The sequence below is a fragment of the Streptomyces sp. NPDC059895 genome, from assembly GCF_042731035.1.
In the GTDB taxonomy this organism is placed as follows: Bacteria; Actinomycetota; Actinomycetes; order Streptomycetales; family Streptomycetaceae; genus Streptomyces.
In genome coordinates, this window is the sequence record NZ_JBHWKO010000001.1 from 115404 (window position 1) to 132495 (window position 17092).

The 17092-nt window shown below is 74.3% G+C and carries 14 protein-coding genes and 2 riboswitches; of the genes, 9 read left to right on the forward strand and 5 right to left on the reverse strand.

Annotated elements, in window-relative coordinates:
* The 3 genes from ACFV9M_RS00530 to ACFV9M_RS00540 are packed head-to-tail and all read right to left on the reverse strand — an operon-like array spanning position 1 to position 3412.
* Positions 1-1071, reverse strand: coding sequence for a prenyltransferase/squalene oxidase repeat-containing protein (locus ACFV9M_RS00530; protein WP_385062089.1), 1071 nt, complete (start codon positions 1069-1071; stop codon positions 1-3).
* Positions 1068-1850: a methyltransferase domain-containing protein gene (locus tag ACFV9M_RS00535; protein ID WP_385062091.1), complete on the reverse strand. Its 783-nt coding sequence runs from the start codon at positions 1848-1850 to the stop codon at positions 1068-1070. The genes ACFV9M_RS00530 and ACFV9M_RS00535 overlap by 4 nt, the downstream gene beginning before the upstream one ends.
* A complete protein-coding gene (locus ACFV9M_RS00540; RefSeq protein WP_385062092.1) occupies positions 1844-3412 on the reverse strand; it encodes a glycosyltransferase family 4 protein in 1569 nt (522 codons plus the stop codon). Before ACFV9M_RS00540 ends, ACFV9M_RS00535 begins: the two co-directional genes overlap by 7 nt.
* A gap of 208 nt (positions 3413-3620) precedes the next feature.
* On the opposite strand from ACFV9M_RS00540, the gene ACFV9M_RS00545 reads away from it, so the two are divergent.
* Positions 3621-4310: a TetR family transcriptional regulator gene (locus ACFV9M_RS00545; RefSeq protein ID WP_385062094.1), complete on the forward strand. Its 690-nt coding sequence runs from the start codon at positions 3621-3623 to the stop codon at positions 4308-4310.
* 167 nt (positions 4311-4477) lie between these two features.
* Here the strand turns inward: ACFV9M_RS00545 and ACFV9M_RS00550 are convergent, their stop codons facing one another.
* The gene (locus ACFV9M_RS00550) at positions 4478-4648 is read right to left on the reverse strand and encodes a hypothetical protein (RefSeq protein WP_385062095.1); all 171 of its coding nucleotides are present in this window, start codon (positions 4646-4648) and stop codon (positions 4478-4480) included.
* 164 nt (positions 4649-4812) lie between these two features.
* Here ACFV9M_RS00550 and ACFV9M_RS00555 point away from each other — a divergent pair, with 164 nt between their 5' ends.
* The gene (locus tag ACFV9M_RS00555; RefSeq protein ID WP_385062097.1) at positions 4813-8454 is read left to right on the forward strand and encodes a helix-turn-helix domain-containing protein; all 3642 of its coding nucleotides are present in this window, start codon (positions 4813-4815) and stop codon (positions 8452-8454) included.
* Between the two features lie 124 nt (positions 8455-8578).
* Positions 8579-8767: riboswitch (TPP riboswitch) on the reverse strand.
* A 98-nt stretch (positions 8768-8865) separates the two neighbouring features.
* On the opposite strand, the gene ACFV9M_RS00560 is transcribed toward ACFV9M_RS00555, so the two are convergent.
* Positions 8866-8991: a hypothetical protein gene (locus ACFV9M_RS00560; protein WP_385062099.1), complete on the reverse strand. Its 126-nt coding sequence runs from the start codon at positions 8989-8991 to the stop codon at positions 8866-8868.
* Positions 8992-9351: 360 nt separating this feature from the next.
* Positions 9352-9432: riboswitch (cobalamin riboswitch) on the forward strand.
* 132 nt (positions 9433-9564) lie between these two features.
* Here ACFV9M_RS00560 and ACFV9M_RS00565 point away from each other — a divergent pair.
* The 7 genes from ACFV9M_RS00565 (at position 9565) to ACFV9M_RS00595 (ending at position 17078) form a co-directional block, all read left to right on the forward strand.
* Positions 9565-10815 (forward strand): prenyltransferase/squalene oxidase repeat-containing protein, encoded by a 1251-nt coding sequence (locus ACFV9M_RS00565; protein WP_385062100.1) that lies wholly within the window; start codon positions 9565-9567, stop codon positions 10813-10815.
* A gap of 68 nt (positions 10816-10883) precedes the next feature.
* Positions 10884-11537: an SCO2322 family protein gene (locus tag ACFV9M_RS00570; protein WP_385062260.1), complete on the forward strand. Its 654-nt coding sequence runs from the start codon at positions 10884-10886 to the stop codon at positions 11535-11537.
* A gap of 178 nt (positions 11538-11715) precedes the next feature.
* The gene (locus ACFV9M_RS00575) at positions 11716-12867 is read left to right on the forward strand and encodes a CbiQ family ECF transporter T component (RefSeq protein WP_385062261.1); all 1152 of its coding nucleotides are present in this window, start codon (positions 11716-11718) and stop codon (positions 12865-12867) included.
* 78 nt (positions 12868-12945) lie between these two features.
* Positions 12946-14649 carry an ABC transporter ATP-binding protein gene (locus ACFV9M_RS00580; protein WP_385062102.1) on the forward strand — a complete coding sequence of 568 codons (1704 nt, stop codon included), beginning with the start codon at positions 12946-12948 and terminating at the stop codon, positions 14647-14649.
* Positions 14646-15497, forward strand: coding sequence for an ECF transporter S component (locus ACFV9M_RS00585; protein ID WP_385062104.1), 852 nt, complete (start codon positions 14646-14648; stop codon positions 15495-15497). The genes ACFV9M_RS00580 and ACFV9M_RS00585 overlap by 4 nt, the downstream gene beginning before the upstream one ends.
* 373 nt (positions 15498-15870) lie before the next feature.
* Positions 15871-16290: a transglycosylase SLT domain-containing protein gene (locus tag ACFV9M_RS00590; protein WP_385062105.1), complete on the forward strand. Its 420-nt coding sequence runs from the start codon at positions 15871-15873 to the stop codon at positions 16288-16290.
* A 98-nt stretch (positions 16291-16388) separates the two neighbouring features.
* Positions 16389-17078, forward strand: coding sequence for a YoaK family protein (locus ACFV9M_RS00595; protein ID WP_385062107.1), 690 nt, complete (start codon positions 16389-16391; stop codon positions 17076-17078).
* The last annotated feature ends 14 nt before the right edge of the window (positions 17079-17092 follow it).

Here is a 17092-nt window from a genome sequence, read left to right on the forward strand (position 1 = left end):
TCAGTCGCAGCAGTCCGGGTCCAGTCCCATCGGCAGGCGGTCGCCGCCGAACACCGCACAGGTGGCCTCGTGGCCGCCGAGCGCGGCGACCGCCAGCAGCAGGGATCCGGCCGTCCACGTGGTCAGTTCCCGTGGCCAGATCGCCTCGTCCTCGAAGACGTAGCCGGTCCAGTACAGGCCCGACCCGGCGTCCCGCAGGTGCTGGATGGACTGGAGGATGTCCAGCGCGCGGTCGGACTCGCCCATCACCCAGAGGGTCAGGGCGAGTTCGGCCGACTCACCGCCCGTCACCCAGGGGTTGGGCACCACGCACCGCACGCCCATCCCCGGCACGACGAACCGCTCCCACGCCTCCTCGATGCGCGCCTTGGCCTCCGCGCCGGTGAGCGCCCCGCCCAGGACCGGGTAGTACCAGTCCATCGAGTAGCGCCCCTTGTCCAGGAACCGCTCCGGGTGCCGGCGCAGGGCGTGCCGCAGCGCGCCCGCCGCCAGTTCCCAGTCCGGCTGCGGCTCCTCCCGCTGCTCGGCGATCGCCAGCGCGCACCGCAGCGCCTGGTGGATCGAGGAGGAGCCGGTCAGCAGCGCGTCCGTGGTGGCGGTGCCGTCGTCGTCGCGCCGCCAGCCGATCTGGCCGCCGGGCTGCTGGAGCCGCAGCACGTACTCGACGGCCGCGTGGACGACCGGCCACATGCGGTCCAGGAACGTGTCGTCGCCGGTGGACAGGTAGTGGTGCCACACGCCCACGGCGACGTAGGCGACGAAGTTCGTCTCCCGGCCCCGGTCGGTGACGTCGTCGAAGGCGCCGTCGGCGTAGGCCGCGTACCAGGAGCCGTCCTCGTTCTGGTGCCGGGCGAGCCACGTGTACGCCCGCTCGGCGGCCTCGTGCTCGCCGGCCGCGTCGAGGGCCATCGCGGCCTCGGTGTGGTCCCACGGGTCCAGGTGGTGTCCCCGGAACCACGGGATCGCGCCGTCCTCCCGCTGTGCGGCGAGGATGCCGCGGACGGTCGCGGCGGCCTGCTCGGCGGTGAGCACCCCGGGCAGGACCAGGTGTTCCGTCCGGGAAGTGGTCACCGGGCGTCCACGGCGGGGCTCACGGCGGGGTCCACGGCGGGGTCCACGGTTGGGCTCACTGCGGGCAGGTGCGGCTTGGTCGCGTAGGCCACGAAGCTCTTGCCGATGAGCGGGTTCAGCGCCTGCTCGGCGACCCGGGTGGCCAGCGGCTTCTTCATGATGTCCCAGACCAGCAGCTTGTGGTACGCCCGCACCGGCAGCGCCTTGTCGTTGTCGACGCCGAACGCGCACTTCAGCCACCAGTACGGCGAGTGCAGCGCGTGCGCGTGGTGGGTGCCGTACGGCTTCAGGCCGGCCTCGCGGATCTTCGCGAGCAGCTCGTCCGCCCGGTAGATGCGGATGTGGCCGCCCTCGACCTCGTGGTAGGCGTCGGACAGGGCCCAGCAGACCTTCTCGGGGCCGTAGCGCGGGACGGTGATCGCGATCCGGCCGCCCGGCTTGAGGACGCGCACCATCTCGGCGAGGACGCCCTTGTCGTCGGGGATGTGCTCCATCACCTCGGAGATGATGACGACGTCGAAGGACTCGTCGGGGAAGGGCAGCGCGAGGGCGTCGCCCTCCATGGCGGTGGCGGTGGCGCCCTCGGGGGCCTCGCCGGCCTCCTTCATCGCCGCGAACCACTTGGCGACCTCGCGGATCTCCTCGCCGTTCTGGTCCAGCGCCACGACCTGCGCGCCGCGCCGGTAGCACTCGAAGGCGTGCCGGCCGGCTCCGCAGCCGAGGTCCAGGACACGGTCGCCGGGGGCGAGCGGGAACCGGGAGAAGTCGACGGTCAGCACGTGGCCCTGCTTTCGCGATCGGATACGACGTCAACGGCGCCGGAGGCGGTCGTGGTCGTGGGTGTCGTCGTGGTCGTGGGTGTCGTCGTGGTCGTGGATGTCGTCGTGGTCGTGGATGTCGTCGTCTTGGTGGATGTCGTCGTGGTCGCCGTACGGCTCGGGTGTGCCGTGGGTCCGGCGTCCGGCCCGGCCGGGCGCGGGGAACGTCCGCCGCCCGCCCGTTCGACGGCCTCGCGGTAGCGGGCCACGGTGCCCTCGGCGGCCCGCGCCCAGGTGAACCGCTCCAGCACCCGTTCCCGCCCGGCCGCGCCGAGGCGGGCCCGCAGCGCGGGGTCGGCCAGCAGCCGGCCGAGGGCGGCGGCCAGGGCGCCGGAGTCGCCCGGCGCGACCGCGAGGCAGGTCTCCCCGTCGCGCCCGGCGACCTCGGGAATGGCTCCGCCGGTGGTGGCGACGAGCGGGGTCCCGGTCGCCATGGCCTCGGCGGCCGGCAGGGAGAAGCCCTCGTACAGGGACGGCACGCAGGCGACCTCCGCCGAGCGCACCAGGTCGACGAGTTCGGCGTCGGAGATGCCCTTGACGAACTCGACGGCGCCTTCGAGGCCGTAGCGTTCGACGGCCTGGGCGACGGGTCCCTCCTGGGGCTGCTTGCCGACGACGACGAGGTGGGCGTCCGGGTGCTCGGTGCGGACCTTGGCGAGCGCCTCGACGAGGAAAACCAGGCCCTTGAGCGGCACGTCCGCGCTGGACGTCGTCACGATCCGGCCGGGTATGACGGGCACCGACGGGTCGGGCGAGAACAGGTCGGTGTCGGCGCCGATGTGCACGACGTGGATGCGGTCCTCGCGGACGCCGAGGTGGTCGACGATCTCCTGGCGCGAGGTGCCGGAGACGGTGAGCACGGACGGCAGCCGGCGCGCGACGCGCTTCTGCATGCGGGTGAAGGCGTACCAGCGGCGCACGGAGTAGCGGCGCTGCCAGTTCTCGGCGGCGTCGAGCTCCAACTGCCGGTCGACGGTGATGGGGTGGTGGATGGTGGTGACGAGGGGGGCGCCGACGTCTCCCAACAGCCCGTATCCGAGTGTCTGGTTGTCGTGGACGACGTCGAACGCGCCGCGCCGGGCGCGCAGATGGCGGCGGGCGCGCAGCGAGAAGGTCAGCGGCTCGGGGAAGCCGCCGGTCCACATCGTGGCGACCTCCAGCGCGTCGATCCAGTCGCGGTACTCGTCCCGTCCCGGCGTGCGGAAGGGGTCGGGCTGGCGGTACAGGTCGAGGCTGGGCAGCTCGGTGAGGGAGAGTCGCTCCCCGAGGCCGCTGCCGGGGCCGTCGCCGAGGTCGTCACCGGGGTCGTCACCGGGGTCGTCGAGGACGGGGTACGGCTGGGAGCCGATGACCTCGACACGGTGGCCGAGGCGGACGAGTTCGCGGGAGAGGTGCCGTACGTAGACGCCCTGGCCGCCGCAGAACGGGTTTCCCTTGTAGGTGAGGAGCGCTATGTCGAGCGGTCGCCCGCCGTCGGCGGCGGGGGCCTGCCCAGGCCCCGCCTGACTGGCCTCAGCGGTCACTCCGGCCCCCTTCTGCCTGCACTGTCCCGCGAGACTACGACGGGACGTTAATCTAGAACAAGTTTCAGACTTGATCGTTCGGGAGGCTCCGAATCTACCGGCAGGTAGGGATGCGCGGAGCAGTGGATCAGGTGATTCACGCCACGGCCGTGCGCCCTGGGCCGCGGTGCGATCGCACACCCTCACCGACTGTCACGGAGCGGGACCCATGTCTGCGGAAGCCCAGGGGGACAAGGTGGAAGCCAGTACCGCGCGCCCGGCCTCGCCGCCCCTCACCGAGCGGCAGGAGGCCCGCCGCCGGCGCATCCTGCACGCGAGCGCGCGACTGGCCGGCCGCGGCGGTTTCGACGCGGTGCAGATGCGGGAGGTCGCCGAGTCCTCCCAGGTCGCCCTGGGCACGCTCTACCGCTACTTCCCGTCCAAGGTGCACCTGCTGGTCGCCACCATGCAGGACCAGTTGACGCATCTGCACGGCACGCTGCGCAGACGGCCCCCGACGGGCGACACCCCGGCCGAGCGCGTGGCGGTGACCCTGATGCGCGCCTTCCGCTCCCTCCAGCGCGAGCCCCGTCTCGCCGAGGCGATGGTCCGCGCCCTCACCTTCGCCGACCGCAGCGTCAGCCCCGAGGTCGACCAGGTCTCCCGTCAGACGACGGCGATCATCCTCGACGCGATGGGCCTCACCGACGACCCGACGCCCGCGCAGCTCTCCGCGGTCCGCGTCATCGAGCACACCTGGCACTCGGCGCTCATCACCTGGCTCTCCGGGCGGGCCTCCATCGCCCAGGTGCGGATCGACATCGAGACGGCGTGCCGGCTGATCGACGTGACGGATCCACGGGCGGTCAAGGTGACGGATCCACGGGCGACCGAGGTGACGGATCCACGGGCAACCTAGGTGACGGATCCACGGACGATCGACGTGACGGATCCACGGACGATCGACGTCACGGATCCACGGACAACCGACGTCACGGATCCACGGACAACCGACGTGACGGAACCGCGGACAACCGACGTGACGGAACCGCGGACGATCGACGTGACGGATCCGCGGGCGCACGGCTAGCGCCTCCAGCGGCGCAGGGCGCCCAGGAGCTGGGTGAGCACCTTGAGCGCCGCCTGCCGCCGGGCCGGCTTGCGGGACCAGACGGCGGGCAGGACCACACCGGCGTAGACGGCCAGGAAGGCGACCGCGAGGAACAGGACGGGCAGGTGGGGCGCGGGGAAGGGCATGGGATCTCCTCCGGGGAGAACGGCCGACGACGTGCACGACGACGATCCACCGCCGTGACCGCGCCGCGGCCGGACTCCGACGTCCACCGAATCCCGGGCGGAACCCGCAGGTCAGGCCGTACGCTTCGGAGGCGTCCACCGAACCGCGCCGAAGGGAAGGGCAGTTGGCCGCACCACCGGCAGGCCCCGTCGCGGACTTCAGCGCCGCGCTGCGCCGTACCGTCCGCGCGTGCGGCGTACGGCAGACGGAGATCGCCGAGGCCCTCGGCCTGAAGAGCGCCACCGTCTCCGAGCTGCTCAACGGGCGGCGGAAGAGGCCACCGGACTGGGACACGGTGCGGCGCATCGTCGAGCTGTGCGCGCGGCGGAAGGGGACCGCTCCGCCGGGGGTGACCCTCGACGTCCGGTGGTGGAGGAGCCGGCACACGGAGCTGGAGCAGACGGCGCAGACGGCGCAGACGGCACGGACGCCACGCGGACGGGATGACGCGCCGCCGTCGGCGGTCCCGGCCCCCGGGACGTGGCTGCGTGCCGCCGAGTACGTCGACATGGGCGTCGAGGACGCGGTGCACCTGCTGAGCGAGGGACGTACGGAGCCGACGGCGGCCGTGGACGCGCTGACCGCGCGGCCCGGGGAAGGCCGGGGGGCGCCGCCCGTCCTGGAGGAGCTGCTGCGCCGCTTCCCCGAGCGGGTGCGGGCCGCGCACGGCGTCGCGCGCGCCGCTCTGGTCCAGGCCGCGCGCGTGCTGCTGGTGGCGGCGGCGGTGGGGCCGTACGGTTCGAGCCGTCGGGAGACCGCCCACCTGGTCCGGGACCTCGCGGACGGCGCGCATCCGACGTGGGGGTCGCCGCTGGCGGAGTTCCGGGACTCCGTCCACGTCGAGACCGCCACCCGCATCGTCGACGACTACCTGCGGCTGGCCCGGCCGCTGGCCGCGGCCTGCCCGGAGTTCGCCCTGCTGGCGGGCCTGCCCGGGCCCGACGACCGGGCCACGGAAGCGCCCGGGACCGGACTGGCCGGCCTCGGGGACCTCCTGTCGCGGTACGCCGGCCGGGACGGTCTCCCGGCCGGCGACGGAACGCCGCTGCGCGGCCCGATCGCGTCGCTCGACTCCCCCGGCCCACGGCTGCCGAGCCTCGAGTCCGGCTACGTCAACCCTGGCTTCCGGCTGGCGGCCCGCTCGCGCGGTGCCCGGGACGGCATCGCCTCGGACAAGTGGTGGGAGCAGCAACCGTGGTACGACGATCTCGAGGAGTTCCTCGCCGCGCAGCTGCTCGGCCTTCCGGCACTGCTCACGCCCCTGGTGGTGCTCGGCGCCCCGGGGGCCGGCAAGTCGCTGCTCACCCGGCTGCTGCCGGCCAGGCTCCCGGCGAGCGAGTTCCGTCCCCTGCGGGTGGAGTTGCGGCACACGCCCGCCGAGGCGGATGTGCAGACACAGGTGGAGCACGCGCTGAAGCGGGCCACGGGACGTGCGGTGAGCTGGCCGGACTGGTCGGAGGAGGAGCCCGGTCCGGTCCCCGTGGTGCTGCTCGACGGATTCGACGAGCTGCTTCAGGCGGGCGCCCAGAGGCTCGGTTCCGCGCGTCAGTGGGGATATCTGCGGGAGGTCGCGGAGTTCCAGAAGCGCGAGGCCCGGCTCGGCCGTCCGCTGATCGTGATCGTGACGAGCCGCACGGTGGTCGCCGACCGCGCGGAGATCCCCTCCGCCAGTGAGGTGGTGCGGCTGGAACCCTTCGACGAGCCGGAGATCGAACACTGGCTCACCGTCTGGAACACCGTGAACGCCGGCTACTTCGATCGGCACGGCCTCCAGCGGCTCACCCCGGAGGTCGTCCTGCCCCACCAGGAGTTGGCGGCCCACCCTCTGCTGCTGCTCATGCTGGCGCTGTACGACGCGGTCGACAACGCGCTGCACCGGTTGCCGGACGAGGAGATCAGCCGGACGCAGCTGTACGACCGGCTGTTGCGGGAGTTCGTCCACCGGCAGGTCGTCAAGGACGGCCCGCTGCCCCCGGCCGAAGCGGCCACCGCCGTCGAACGCGAGCTGTACCAGCTGTCCGTGATCGCGCTCTCCATGTTCCACCGCGGCGCCCAGGCCGTCAGCGGCGAGGAGGCCGACCGGGACCTGGCCGCGCTCGGCGCCTCGGTGCCCGGCGCGGCGGGCCGTGGCCCGGGGCTGCTGTTCGGCCGGTTCTTCTTCGTGCACGAGGCGCAGGCCGTCGTGACGGAGGAGAGGCTGCGCAGCTACGAGTTCATGCACGCGACCTTCGGCGAACATCTGGCCGCCCGACTGATCGACGGGGCCCTGGGCAGGCTCGTCGGCAGCCACGCCCCCTCGGACGACGGCGAACTGTACGCACTGCTATCCTTCGCCCCGCTCACCGACCGGGCGCAGCTCGTGCAGAACCTGCGGGACATGCTCGCGGCCTGGCCCACGGGCCGCTCGCGCACGGGTCTGGTGTCCGCGCTGAGCGACTTGTTCGGCGCGGCGGCGTGGGACCCCGCGCGCCGCACCGCCGTGGGATACGCGCCGGTCCGGCTGAGCCGGACGTACCGGGACGCGGTGTACGAGGTGAACCTGGCGTTGATCGCGGTGCTGGCGGCGGGGGAGGTGTACGTCTCGGAGTTCGTGGCGGGCGAGAGCGACGCGGTCGCCCGCTGGCGGCGGCACGCCATGGGATGGCAGGCGCAGTTGACCACGGAATCGTGGGGCGCGCTGACCGCCGCCCTCACCCTCGAGCGGGTACGGCGGCCCGACGGGCACGGCACGGGCGCGGAGCGGTCGGATCTGCGCCTCAGCATGGACCGCACGCGGCTCACCCAGCATGATCTGGCCTGGGGGTACGGGTGGCATCCGTCCCCGCCCGCCGAGCCGCTGTCGGCGGAGTTGGACGAGCGGCTCTCCTCGGAGGGCACCGCGACCCTGATCAAGCGGGTCCTGTTCACAGGTGACCTCGACACCGAGTTGCTGCTCCACGTCGGCTATCCGCTCCTGCTGAGGATGCCCAGCGCCTTCACCAGGGCGTTCGACATGGACACCCGCTTTCAGGTGCCCGCGCGGGCACTCGTGGCCCTGCTCGCGCGCGACCTCCACGAACCGGCGGAACGGGCCCGCCTGTACACCGAGTGCCTGAGCAACGTCCACTCCCTGGCACCGGTGGACCAGCACCCCTTCGTGGAGGCCCTGCTGCGCCAGCTCGTCCATGACGTCCCCAGGCTGTCCGACGAGGAGTTCGCCGCCGTCACGACCGCGCTGGCCCCGGTGTTCACGAACGCCGGCGGACTGCGCCTCAGCCCGACGGCGGAGCGGTTGCTGCTGGACGTCGTCCGACAGGGCGTGGACCGGGGTCACCATGCCCTGATCGGGCCTCTCAGCTCGCTCCGCAGGCTTTTCGTCGAGGCGCAGCACACCCGGGACGACGGCGACACCCCGCTGCACGACCTGGTGCGGATCACGCGCCAGGGCCACTCCACCCACGCCTGGCGCTGGTGGGGCTCGCCGCGCGGCGGCGAGGCCGCCGACCACTTCGACGCCCTGCTGGCGGACCTCGACCTCGGGGCGGTCGCCGTGGACCATCCCTCCGCCCTGGTCGACCTCCTGCGCCTCGCGGCGGAGCTCGGTCTCGACGACTGGCTGGCGGCGCACGCGGCCGAACTCCTCGACGCGCTTCCGGCCGGGTCCTTCGGTCTGCTGCGTCCGTCGGACCTGCTCCCTCTGCGCGCCGCGCTGCCGGCGGGCGCGTACGCCGAGGAGTTCGAGGAGGTGGAGCGGTCCTGGCGCGGCCCGGATCCCACGTCGCTGTGAGGACGCCGAGGGCCTGAGGGCGCGGACTGGACAGACTGCGCGGACTGTACGCACTACACAGAGGGCGCAGAGGGCGCAGAGGGCGCAGAGGGCGCAGAGGGCGCAGAGGGCGCAGAGGCACGAAAAACCTACGAGACGGGTTCCCTTCGCCGGTATTGCCCGGATCAGGTAATGGGGGTCGCCGTCCGGCTCGACTACCGCCTTTCGGCCTCTCAGCCCGACCGTCGATGTCGGCCACCGGCGGATGCCGTGACTCCCGCCACGGCGTCTCGCCGAAGTCGGCTACTCCGGTCGAACTCCCTCACTCGCCTCGTAGGCCACTACCAGAATAGAACGCCCATAGCCGGATGCAACCCCCGAAATGGGAGATTTTTTCGAGGCAGTGGAGGCAGTGTGCGGCGCCGGAGGCGCTCATCCCACCGCTTCCAGCCCGCTCCAGCTCCGCCCGGTCACCGTCTCCCCAGCCCACCGCTCCAGCAGCCGGCGCGCCTCGGCCTCCGGTGCGGCCAGGGAGATCCGCTGGGCGCCGGCGTGCACGGTGCGTTCCTGCTCGTGGCTGCCCTCGCTGCAACACCGACGGCGAAGCCGGGGCCCGTACGGCAGCCGGGCCGAAACTCCCGGGCTCCGGCGCCCGTACGGCAGCCGGGCCGAAACTCCCGGGCTCCGGCGCCCGTACGGCAGCCGGGCCGAGGCTCCGGGGACTCCGGGGGCCGGGGCTCCCGTACGGCGGGGAGGCCCGGGCGTCCTCGCGGGCAGGTATGCGGCACGGCACCCTCGGGCCTCCCCGGACGCCGCCACCCGTTCCGCGGCCAGGGGCGGCCGACCGGACGCACAGGCGCCCCTCAGCGTCTCCCTACGGGCGAGTAGAGTGGCCGGGTCGTCATCACACCCGTACGGGGGGAAGCCGGTGCAAATCCGGCGCTGACCCGCAACCGTGAGCCGCGCCGCCGTCCGTGGGCGCGGCCAGCCGGACTGCCCCGGACGGGACCGTGACCGGCTCACGTGCGCCGGCAGCCCGCCGCCGCACGGCACCGTCGAGGATCACGGAGCCGAGCCGCCGGGGTGTCCCGTGCTGCCCGGCTCCCCGACAGGGAGAGGCACCCGCCGATCATGAACGTCCGCCGCAGCGCAGCGGTCCTGGCCGCCACCGCAGTGATCGGCGCGGCCGCGCCCGCCACGGCCGCCGACCCGACCCCGTCCGCGTCGCCGTCGGTGGCGATCCCCTCCGGCCTGTACGGCGGCACGGACCCGACGTACGACGGCGTCTGGCGGCAGTCGCTCGCGCTGCTCGCCCAGGACACGGTCGGTGTGGAGCCGGCGCGGACGGCGGTGGACTGGCTGACCGGGCAGCAGTGCGCGAACGGCGCCTTCGCCGCCTTCCGCGCCGAGCCCGCCACGGCCTGCGACGCGAAGCTCATGGTCGACACCAACAGCACGGCCGCCGCCGTCCAGGCCCTCGCGGCCCTCGGCGGCCACGAGGACGCGACGGAGAAGGCCGTCACCTGGCTGAAGTCCGTCCAGAACAAGGACGGCGGCTGGGGGTACGCCCCCGGCGGCGCCACCGACACGAACTCGACGTCCGTCGTCGTCGGGGCGCTGGCCGCGGCCGGCGAGGACCCCTCCGGCGTCGTCAAGGGCGGCCGGTCGGCGTACGACGCCCTGACGGGGCTCGCCCTCCCCTGCACGGGCGCCGGCGCGGGCGCCTTCGCCTACCAGCCGGACAAGCAGGGCGGGCTGGCGGCCAACGCGGACGCCACCGCCGCCGGTGTCCTCGGCGCGCTCGGCAAGGGCCTGGCGCCCGAGGCCGGCGAGAAGGCCGACGCCGGCGCCACCTGTGCCGACGCCGACGACCCGACGCCCCGGCAGGCCGCCGCCAACGGCGCCGCGTACCTGGCGAAGGCCGTCGCGCAGGACGGCTACCTGAAGTCGGTGCTCCCGGGTGCCGAGGACCAGCCGGACTACGGCAACACCGCCGACGCGGTGGTCGCCCTCGCCGCGCAGGGCGGCGCCGAGCGGGCCCGGCAGCCGCTGGAGTGGCTGGAGCGGAACGCCGCCGCCTGGGCGAAGCAGAGCGGCCCGGCCGCCTACGCCCAGCTCGTCCTCGCCGCCCACGCGACGGGCACCGCCCCGCGCGCCTTCGGCGGCACGGACCTGGTCGCGGCGCTGAACGCGACGGGACCGGCGCCGAAGGCGACGGAGAAGCCGGACGACTCCGGCGACGAAAAGGACCGCTCCGAGGACTCGGAGGACTCCGAGGACTCCGACGACGGCTACGGCACCTGGTGGACCGTCGGTGTCTTCCTCGTCGCCGGCATCGGCATCGGCTTCCTGATCAGCGGCCGCCGGAAGCGGCAGCCGTGACACGCAGCGCCGCCGTGATACGCCCCGCCGCCGGGACACGCCCCGCCACCGCAGTACGCCCCGCCTCCGTGATACGCCGCGCCGCCGCCCTCCTCCTCGCCGTGCTGCTGCCGGTGCTGGCCTGCGCCGGTCCGGCCCGGGCCGCCGGCTACCGCTACTGGTCCTTCTGGGAGCGCGAGGGCGAGCGCTGGGTCTACGCCACCCAGGGGCCCGCGACGGCCCGCCCCGCCGACGGCTCGGTCCAGGGTTTCCGCTTCGCGGTCAGTGAGGACTCCCAGGACGCGGCCCGGCCGCGTGGCTCGACGTCCTTCGCGGCGATCTGCGCGAGGACGCCCGCGCGGGACGGGACGAAGCGGGTGGCGCTGGTCCTCGACTTCGGCACGGCGACGGACGCCCCGGCCGGAGAGACCCCGCCGGCCGCCCGGACGGCCTGCGCCCGCGTCCCCGAGGACGCGACGACGGCGGAGGCCCTGGCCGCCGCGGCCAAGCCCCTCCGCTACGACAGCAACGCGCTGCTGTGCGCCATCGCGGGCTACCCGAGGACGGGCTGCGGCGAGCAGGTCACCTCCGACGGGAACTCCACGACAGCGGCACAGCCGGCCCAAAAGCAGCCGGCAGACGACGACGCAGGCCCCTCGCTGGGCGTGTACGCGGGCGGCGCCCTGGTCGCCGTCCTGGCCGCGGCGGCGGTGTGGCAGGCGCGGCGGCGCGGGCGTGGATAGAAACGGCGGAGCCGGGCAGCCGGCGCGCGGTCGTGCCGCCGAAGCGACACCGGCAGGCGCGGGCGGCGCCCCGCGAACGCAGGCCGCGGACGACCGTACCGCCGAGGCCACACCGGTGCGCACGGACTGGGCCTCGCCGGCGCGGGCCGCGGGCAGTCGTGCCGCCGGGGCGGCACGGGTGGGCGCGGGCGGCGCCCCGCGAGCGCGGGTGAGCGCACCCACTCCCCGGCAGCGGCCCCGAGCCCCCCTGCCCCTGCACCCCGCCGCCTGGTGGCTGTGGGCGCTCGCCCTCGGCACCGCCGCCACCCGCACCACCAACCCGCTCCTCCTCGCCCTCCTCCTCACCACCTCCGCGTACGTCGTCGTCTCCTGCCGTCCGGACACCCCGTGGGCGCGGTCCTACGCCGCCTTCCTCCACCTCGCCCTCGCCGTCCTCCTCATCCGCCTCGTCTTCGTGGTGGCCCTCGGCTCCCCCGTCCCCGGCACGCACGTGATCGTCACCCTCCCCGAAGTCCCGCTGCCCGCCTGGGCGCAGGGCATCCGTCTCGGCGGCCGGGTCACCGCCGAGGGTGTCCTGTTCGCGCTGTACGACGGCCTGCGCCTGGCCACGCTGCTGGTGTGCGTCGGCGCGGCGAACGCCCTCGCCTCCCCCTCCCGCCTGCTGAAGTCCCTGCCCGGCGCCCTGTACGAGGCCGGAGTCGCCGTCGTCGTGGCCCTCACCTTCGCCCCGCACCTGATCGCCGACGGCCGGCGCCTACGGGCCGCGCGCCGGCTCCGGGGCCGGCCGGACCGGGGCCTGCGCGGCCTGCTCCAGGTGGCCCTGCCCGTCCTGGAGGGCGCGCTGGAGCAGTCCGTCGCCCTCGCCGCCGCGATGGACGCGCGCGGCTACGGCCGTACCGCCGACGTCCCGGCCCCCGTCCGGCGTACGACCACCGCGCTCACCCTGGGCGGCCTGCTCGGCGTCTGTGCGGGAACGTACGGCCTGCTCACCGCGGCCGGCGGCGCCTACGGCCTGCCGGTCCTCCTCGCCGGGCTCGCCGCCGCCCTCGCCGGACTCCACCTCGGCGGCCGCCGCTCGCCCCGCACCCGCTACCGGCCCGACCGCTGGACGCCGCGCGCCTGTCTGGTCGCCGCGTCGGGCCTCGCGGTCGCCGGCCTCCTCACCCTCGCCGCCGCCACGGACCCCGCGGACCTGCACCCCGGCGTGATCCCTTTGACCGCCCCAGCCCTCCCCCTCGGGCCGGCGGCGGCGGTCCTCGCGGGCCTCCTCCCCGCCTTCCTCGCCCCCGCACACCGCACACCGCACACCGCACACCGCACACCGCAATGACGACCACAGTGACGACCACAGTGACAACCGCAGTGACAACCGCAGCAACCACCGCAGTGACCACCGCAAGGAACCGTCGTGATCCGCTTCGAGAACGTCTCCGTGACCTACGACGGCGCCCCCGAACCGACCCTGAACGGTGTGGACTTCACCGTCCCCGAGGGTGAACTGGTCCTCCTGGCCGGCCCGTCCGGCGTCGGCAAGTCGACCCTGCTCGGGACGGTCGGCGGACTGGTCCCGCACTTCACCGGCGGCACCCTGCGCGGCCGCGTCACGGTCGCCGGCCGCGACACCCGCACCCACCTGCCGCGCGAACTCGCCGACGTCGTGGGCACGGTGGGCCAGGACCCGCTCTCCCACTTCGTGACGGACACGGTCGAGGAGGAACTCGCCTACGGCATGGAGTCGTTGGGCCTCCCCGCGGCCGTGATGCGCCGCCGCGTGGAGGAGACCCTGGACCTGCTGGGCCTGGCCGGGCTGCGCGACCGCCCGCTCGCCACCCTCTCCGGCGGGCAGCGGCAGCGCGTCGCGATCGGCTCGGTCCTCACCCCGCACCCCCGGGTGCTCGTCCTGGACGAACCGACGTCCGCCCTCGACCCGGCGGCCGCCGAGGAGGTGCTCGCCGTCCTCCTGCGCCTCGTCCACGACCTCGGTACGACGGTGCTGCTCGCGGAGCACCGGCTGGAACGCGTCCTGCACTACGCCGACCAGGTCGCCCTGCTGCCCGCCCCCGGCGCCGCCCCCGTACTGGGCGCCCCGGCCGGGATCATGGCCGTGTCGCCGGTGTACCCGCCGGTGGTGGAGCTGGGCCGGGTCGCGGGCTGGTCCCCGCTGCCGCTGACGGTCCGCGACGCCCGGCGCCGCGCGGGCGACCTGCGCGCCCGCCTGGCCGGCAAGCAAGGGGACCACGCCCCGTCGCCGGTGCCGCTCGGACCGCCCCCGTCGCCCCCGCCCGCCGTGCCGCGCCAGGCGACCGGACGGTGGTTCCGGCGCCGCCCGACCGCACCCGCCCCCACCACCGCAGCCTCCGCTCCGCCCGCCGAGGTCCGTGCCCTCGCCGTCCGCCGGTCCGGGGTCCAGGCCCTGCGCCACGTCGACCTGACCGTCTCCCCCGGCGAGACGATCGCCCTCATGGGCCGCAACGGCGCCGGGAAGTCCACCCTCCTCTCCACCCTGGTCGGCCTGGTCGGGCCGTCCGCCGGGACGGTCCGCGTCGGGGGCGCGGACCCGCACCGCACCGCGCCCCGGGACCTGGTCCGCCGCGTCGGCCTGGTCCCGCAGGAACCCCGCGACCTGCTCTACGCCGACACGGTCGCCGCCGAGTGCGCGGCGGCCGACCGGGACGCGCAGGCCGCCCCCGGCACCTGCCGGGCCCTGGTCTCCGGCCTGCTCCCCGGCATCACGGACGACACCCACCCCCGGGACCTGTCCGAGGGTCAGCGCCTCACCCTCGCGCTGGCCGTCGTCCTGACCGCCCGCCCGCCGCTGCTCCTCCTCGACGAGCCGACCCGCGGCCTGGACTACGCGGCGAAGGCCCGCCTGGTGGCCCATCTGCGGGAGCTGGCCGCCGCCGGTCACGCGATCGTGCTCGCCACGCACGACGTGGAACTGGCCGCCGAGCTGGCCCACCGGGTCGTCCTGCTGGCCGAGGGCGAGGTGATCGCGGACGGTCCGACGGCGGAGGTCGTCGTCTCCTCCCCCTCCTTCGCCCCGCAGGTGACGAAGATCCTGGCCCCGCAGGAGTGGCTCACGGTGACGCAGGTGCGGAAGGCGCTCGCATGACCGCCGTACGGCCGAGGGTGTCGACCCCCCGGCAACGGCAGGCCCGTGCCGTCCGTCTGGGCCCCCGTTCCGTGACCGCCCTCGTACTGGTCAGCGCGGTGGGAGTGGTGGCCTTCACCTGGCCCTTCCTCGCTCCTCCCGCCTCCACGCTCAACGCCCACGCCCAGGACGCGCCGTGGCTCTTCGCGGGGCTGCTGGTCCTGCTGGTCGCCGTGGTGGCGGCGACGATCGCGGAGTCCGGGCTCGGCCCGAAGGCGGTGGCGATGCTGGGCGTGCTGGCGGCGACGGGCGCGGCGCTGCGTCCGATCGGCGCCGGGACCGCCGGCATCGAGCCCATGTTCTTCCTGCTGGTGCTGAGCGGGCGGGTGCTGGGCCCCGGCTTCGGCTTCGTCCTCGGCTCGGTCACGATGTTCGCGTCGGCGCTGCTGACGGGCGGGGTGGGCCCGTGGATGCCGTTCCAGATGCTGGCGATGGGCTGGTTCACGATGGGCGCGGGCCTGCTGCCCGGCCCCGACCGCCTCCGCGGCCGCGGCGAACTGGCCCTGCTCGCCGTCTACGGCTTCCTGGCCGCCTTCGCCTACGGCACGGTGATGAACATGGCCGGGTGGCCGTTCATGGGCACGCTGGCCTCGCACATCTCCTTCGACCCGGACGGGACGGTCCCCGCGAACCTGGCCCGCTTCGTCGCGTACTGCGTGGCGACGTCGCTCGGCTGGGACCTGGGCCGGGCCGTGTTCACGGTTGTCCTCACCCTCACTCTCGGCCCGGCGGTCCTGCGGGCCCTGCGCCGGGCGACGCGGCGGGCGGCCTTCGAGGCGCCGGTCACATTCGACCCGCCGACGCCGTGAGCACGCGTGCGCCGGGAGTGAGACGAGCACCGCGGACCGGTGAAGCGCCCCACATGACGCAGGTCACCTACGACCCTACCTAGTAGGACAATTCGGACGTCATGCACACGCAGATAGCACCGTTGACCTGCGCGTTGAGAGCCAGCTCACAGACACACCGGGCCGGCCACATGCGGCCACAACTAGTAAAAGGGGTCATTGCGGACACCCTCCCGCCCTGCTTCTCTGGATGACGTCGCACGGCGCCGACGAGCCCCCGGGCCTAGACGCCACCGCATGCCAGCCACCCACCGCACTTCACGCGGTGCGGCCACGCACCGCGTGTTTCCGGCACGCCCCGCGACACCACAGTCCCCGAAGAAAAAGGTTCTCCGTGTCCGTCTCCGTCATCCGCCGCATCGCCTCCCCCAAGAAGACCCTCACCGCCGTCGCCGTGGCCGCCGCCACCGCCGGCATGGCCCTGACCGCGGCGCCCGCCCAGGCGGCCCCCGCCACGGCCTCCGCCTCCGAGGCCCAGGCGATCGCGCGCCAGATGATCCCGGACGCCGCACAGTTCAACGCGTTCAGCAAGATCGTCCAGCACGAGAGCAACTGGGACGTCGACGCCACCAACGCCTCCTCCGGCGCCTACGGCCTCGTCCAGGCCCTCCCCGGCTCCAAGATGGCCGCCGCCGGCTCCGACTGGAAGACCAACGCCAAGACCCAGATCAAGTGGGGTCTGGACTACATGAACTCCCGCTACGGCAGCCCGACCGGCGCCTGGTCCTTCTGGCAGGCCAACGGCTGGTACTGATCCCGGCCACACGCCCCCTCTGACGCGAAAGCGGCGGTCCCCGATCCCCGGACCGCCGCTTTCGCCCTTTTCCCACCGCATTGTGCTCAACTGACCGGATGACCCCCGAGCCCCCGGCACCGGACGCGCCCGACCCCGAAGCCCGCGGTCTGCGGCTCGTCCCCGTCCTGCTCGCCCTGACCCTGGTCAGCGGGCTGATCGACGCCGTCAGCTTCCTCGGCCTGCATCACATCTTCGTCGCCAACATGACCGGCAACGTCCTCGTCGTCGGCTTCGCCGCGGCAGGCGCCCCCGGCTTCTCGGTCCGCCACTCCCTGACCTCGCTGGCCTGCTTCCTGGCCGGCGCCGTCGCCGGGGGCCGCGTGGTCCACGCGCTCGGCTCGCACCGCGCGTGGGCCCGGCTGACCCTGACCGTCGAGGCGGCCCTGCTGGCGGCCGCGGCGGCCGTCGCCCTCACCACCCCGGACGACGCCCCCGCCACGATCTACACGGTGATCATCCTGACCGCCTTCGCCCTGGGCCTGCGCACGGCCACCGTCCGCAGACTGGGCGTGCCCGACCTCCCCACGACGGTCCTCACGATGACCCTGACCGGCATGGCCTCCGAGTCCCACGCGGGCGGCGGCCACGGCACCCGCTTCGGCCGCCGCGCGACAGCTGTGGCGGCCCTGTTCGCGGGCGGCCTGCTCGGCGCCTGGCTCCTGCTCCACCACGGCCTGGGCCCACCCCTGCTCCTGGCGGCCCTCCTGTCGGGCGCACTGGCCCTGACGGCGTCGGGCCGCCCGTGAGCACTCCGTGCCGG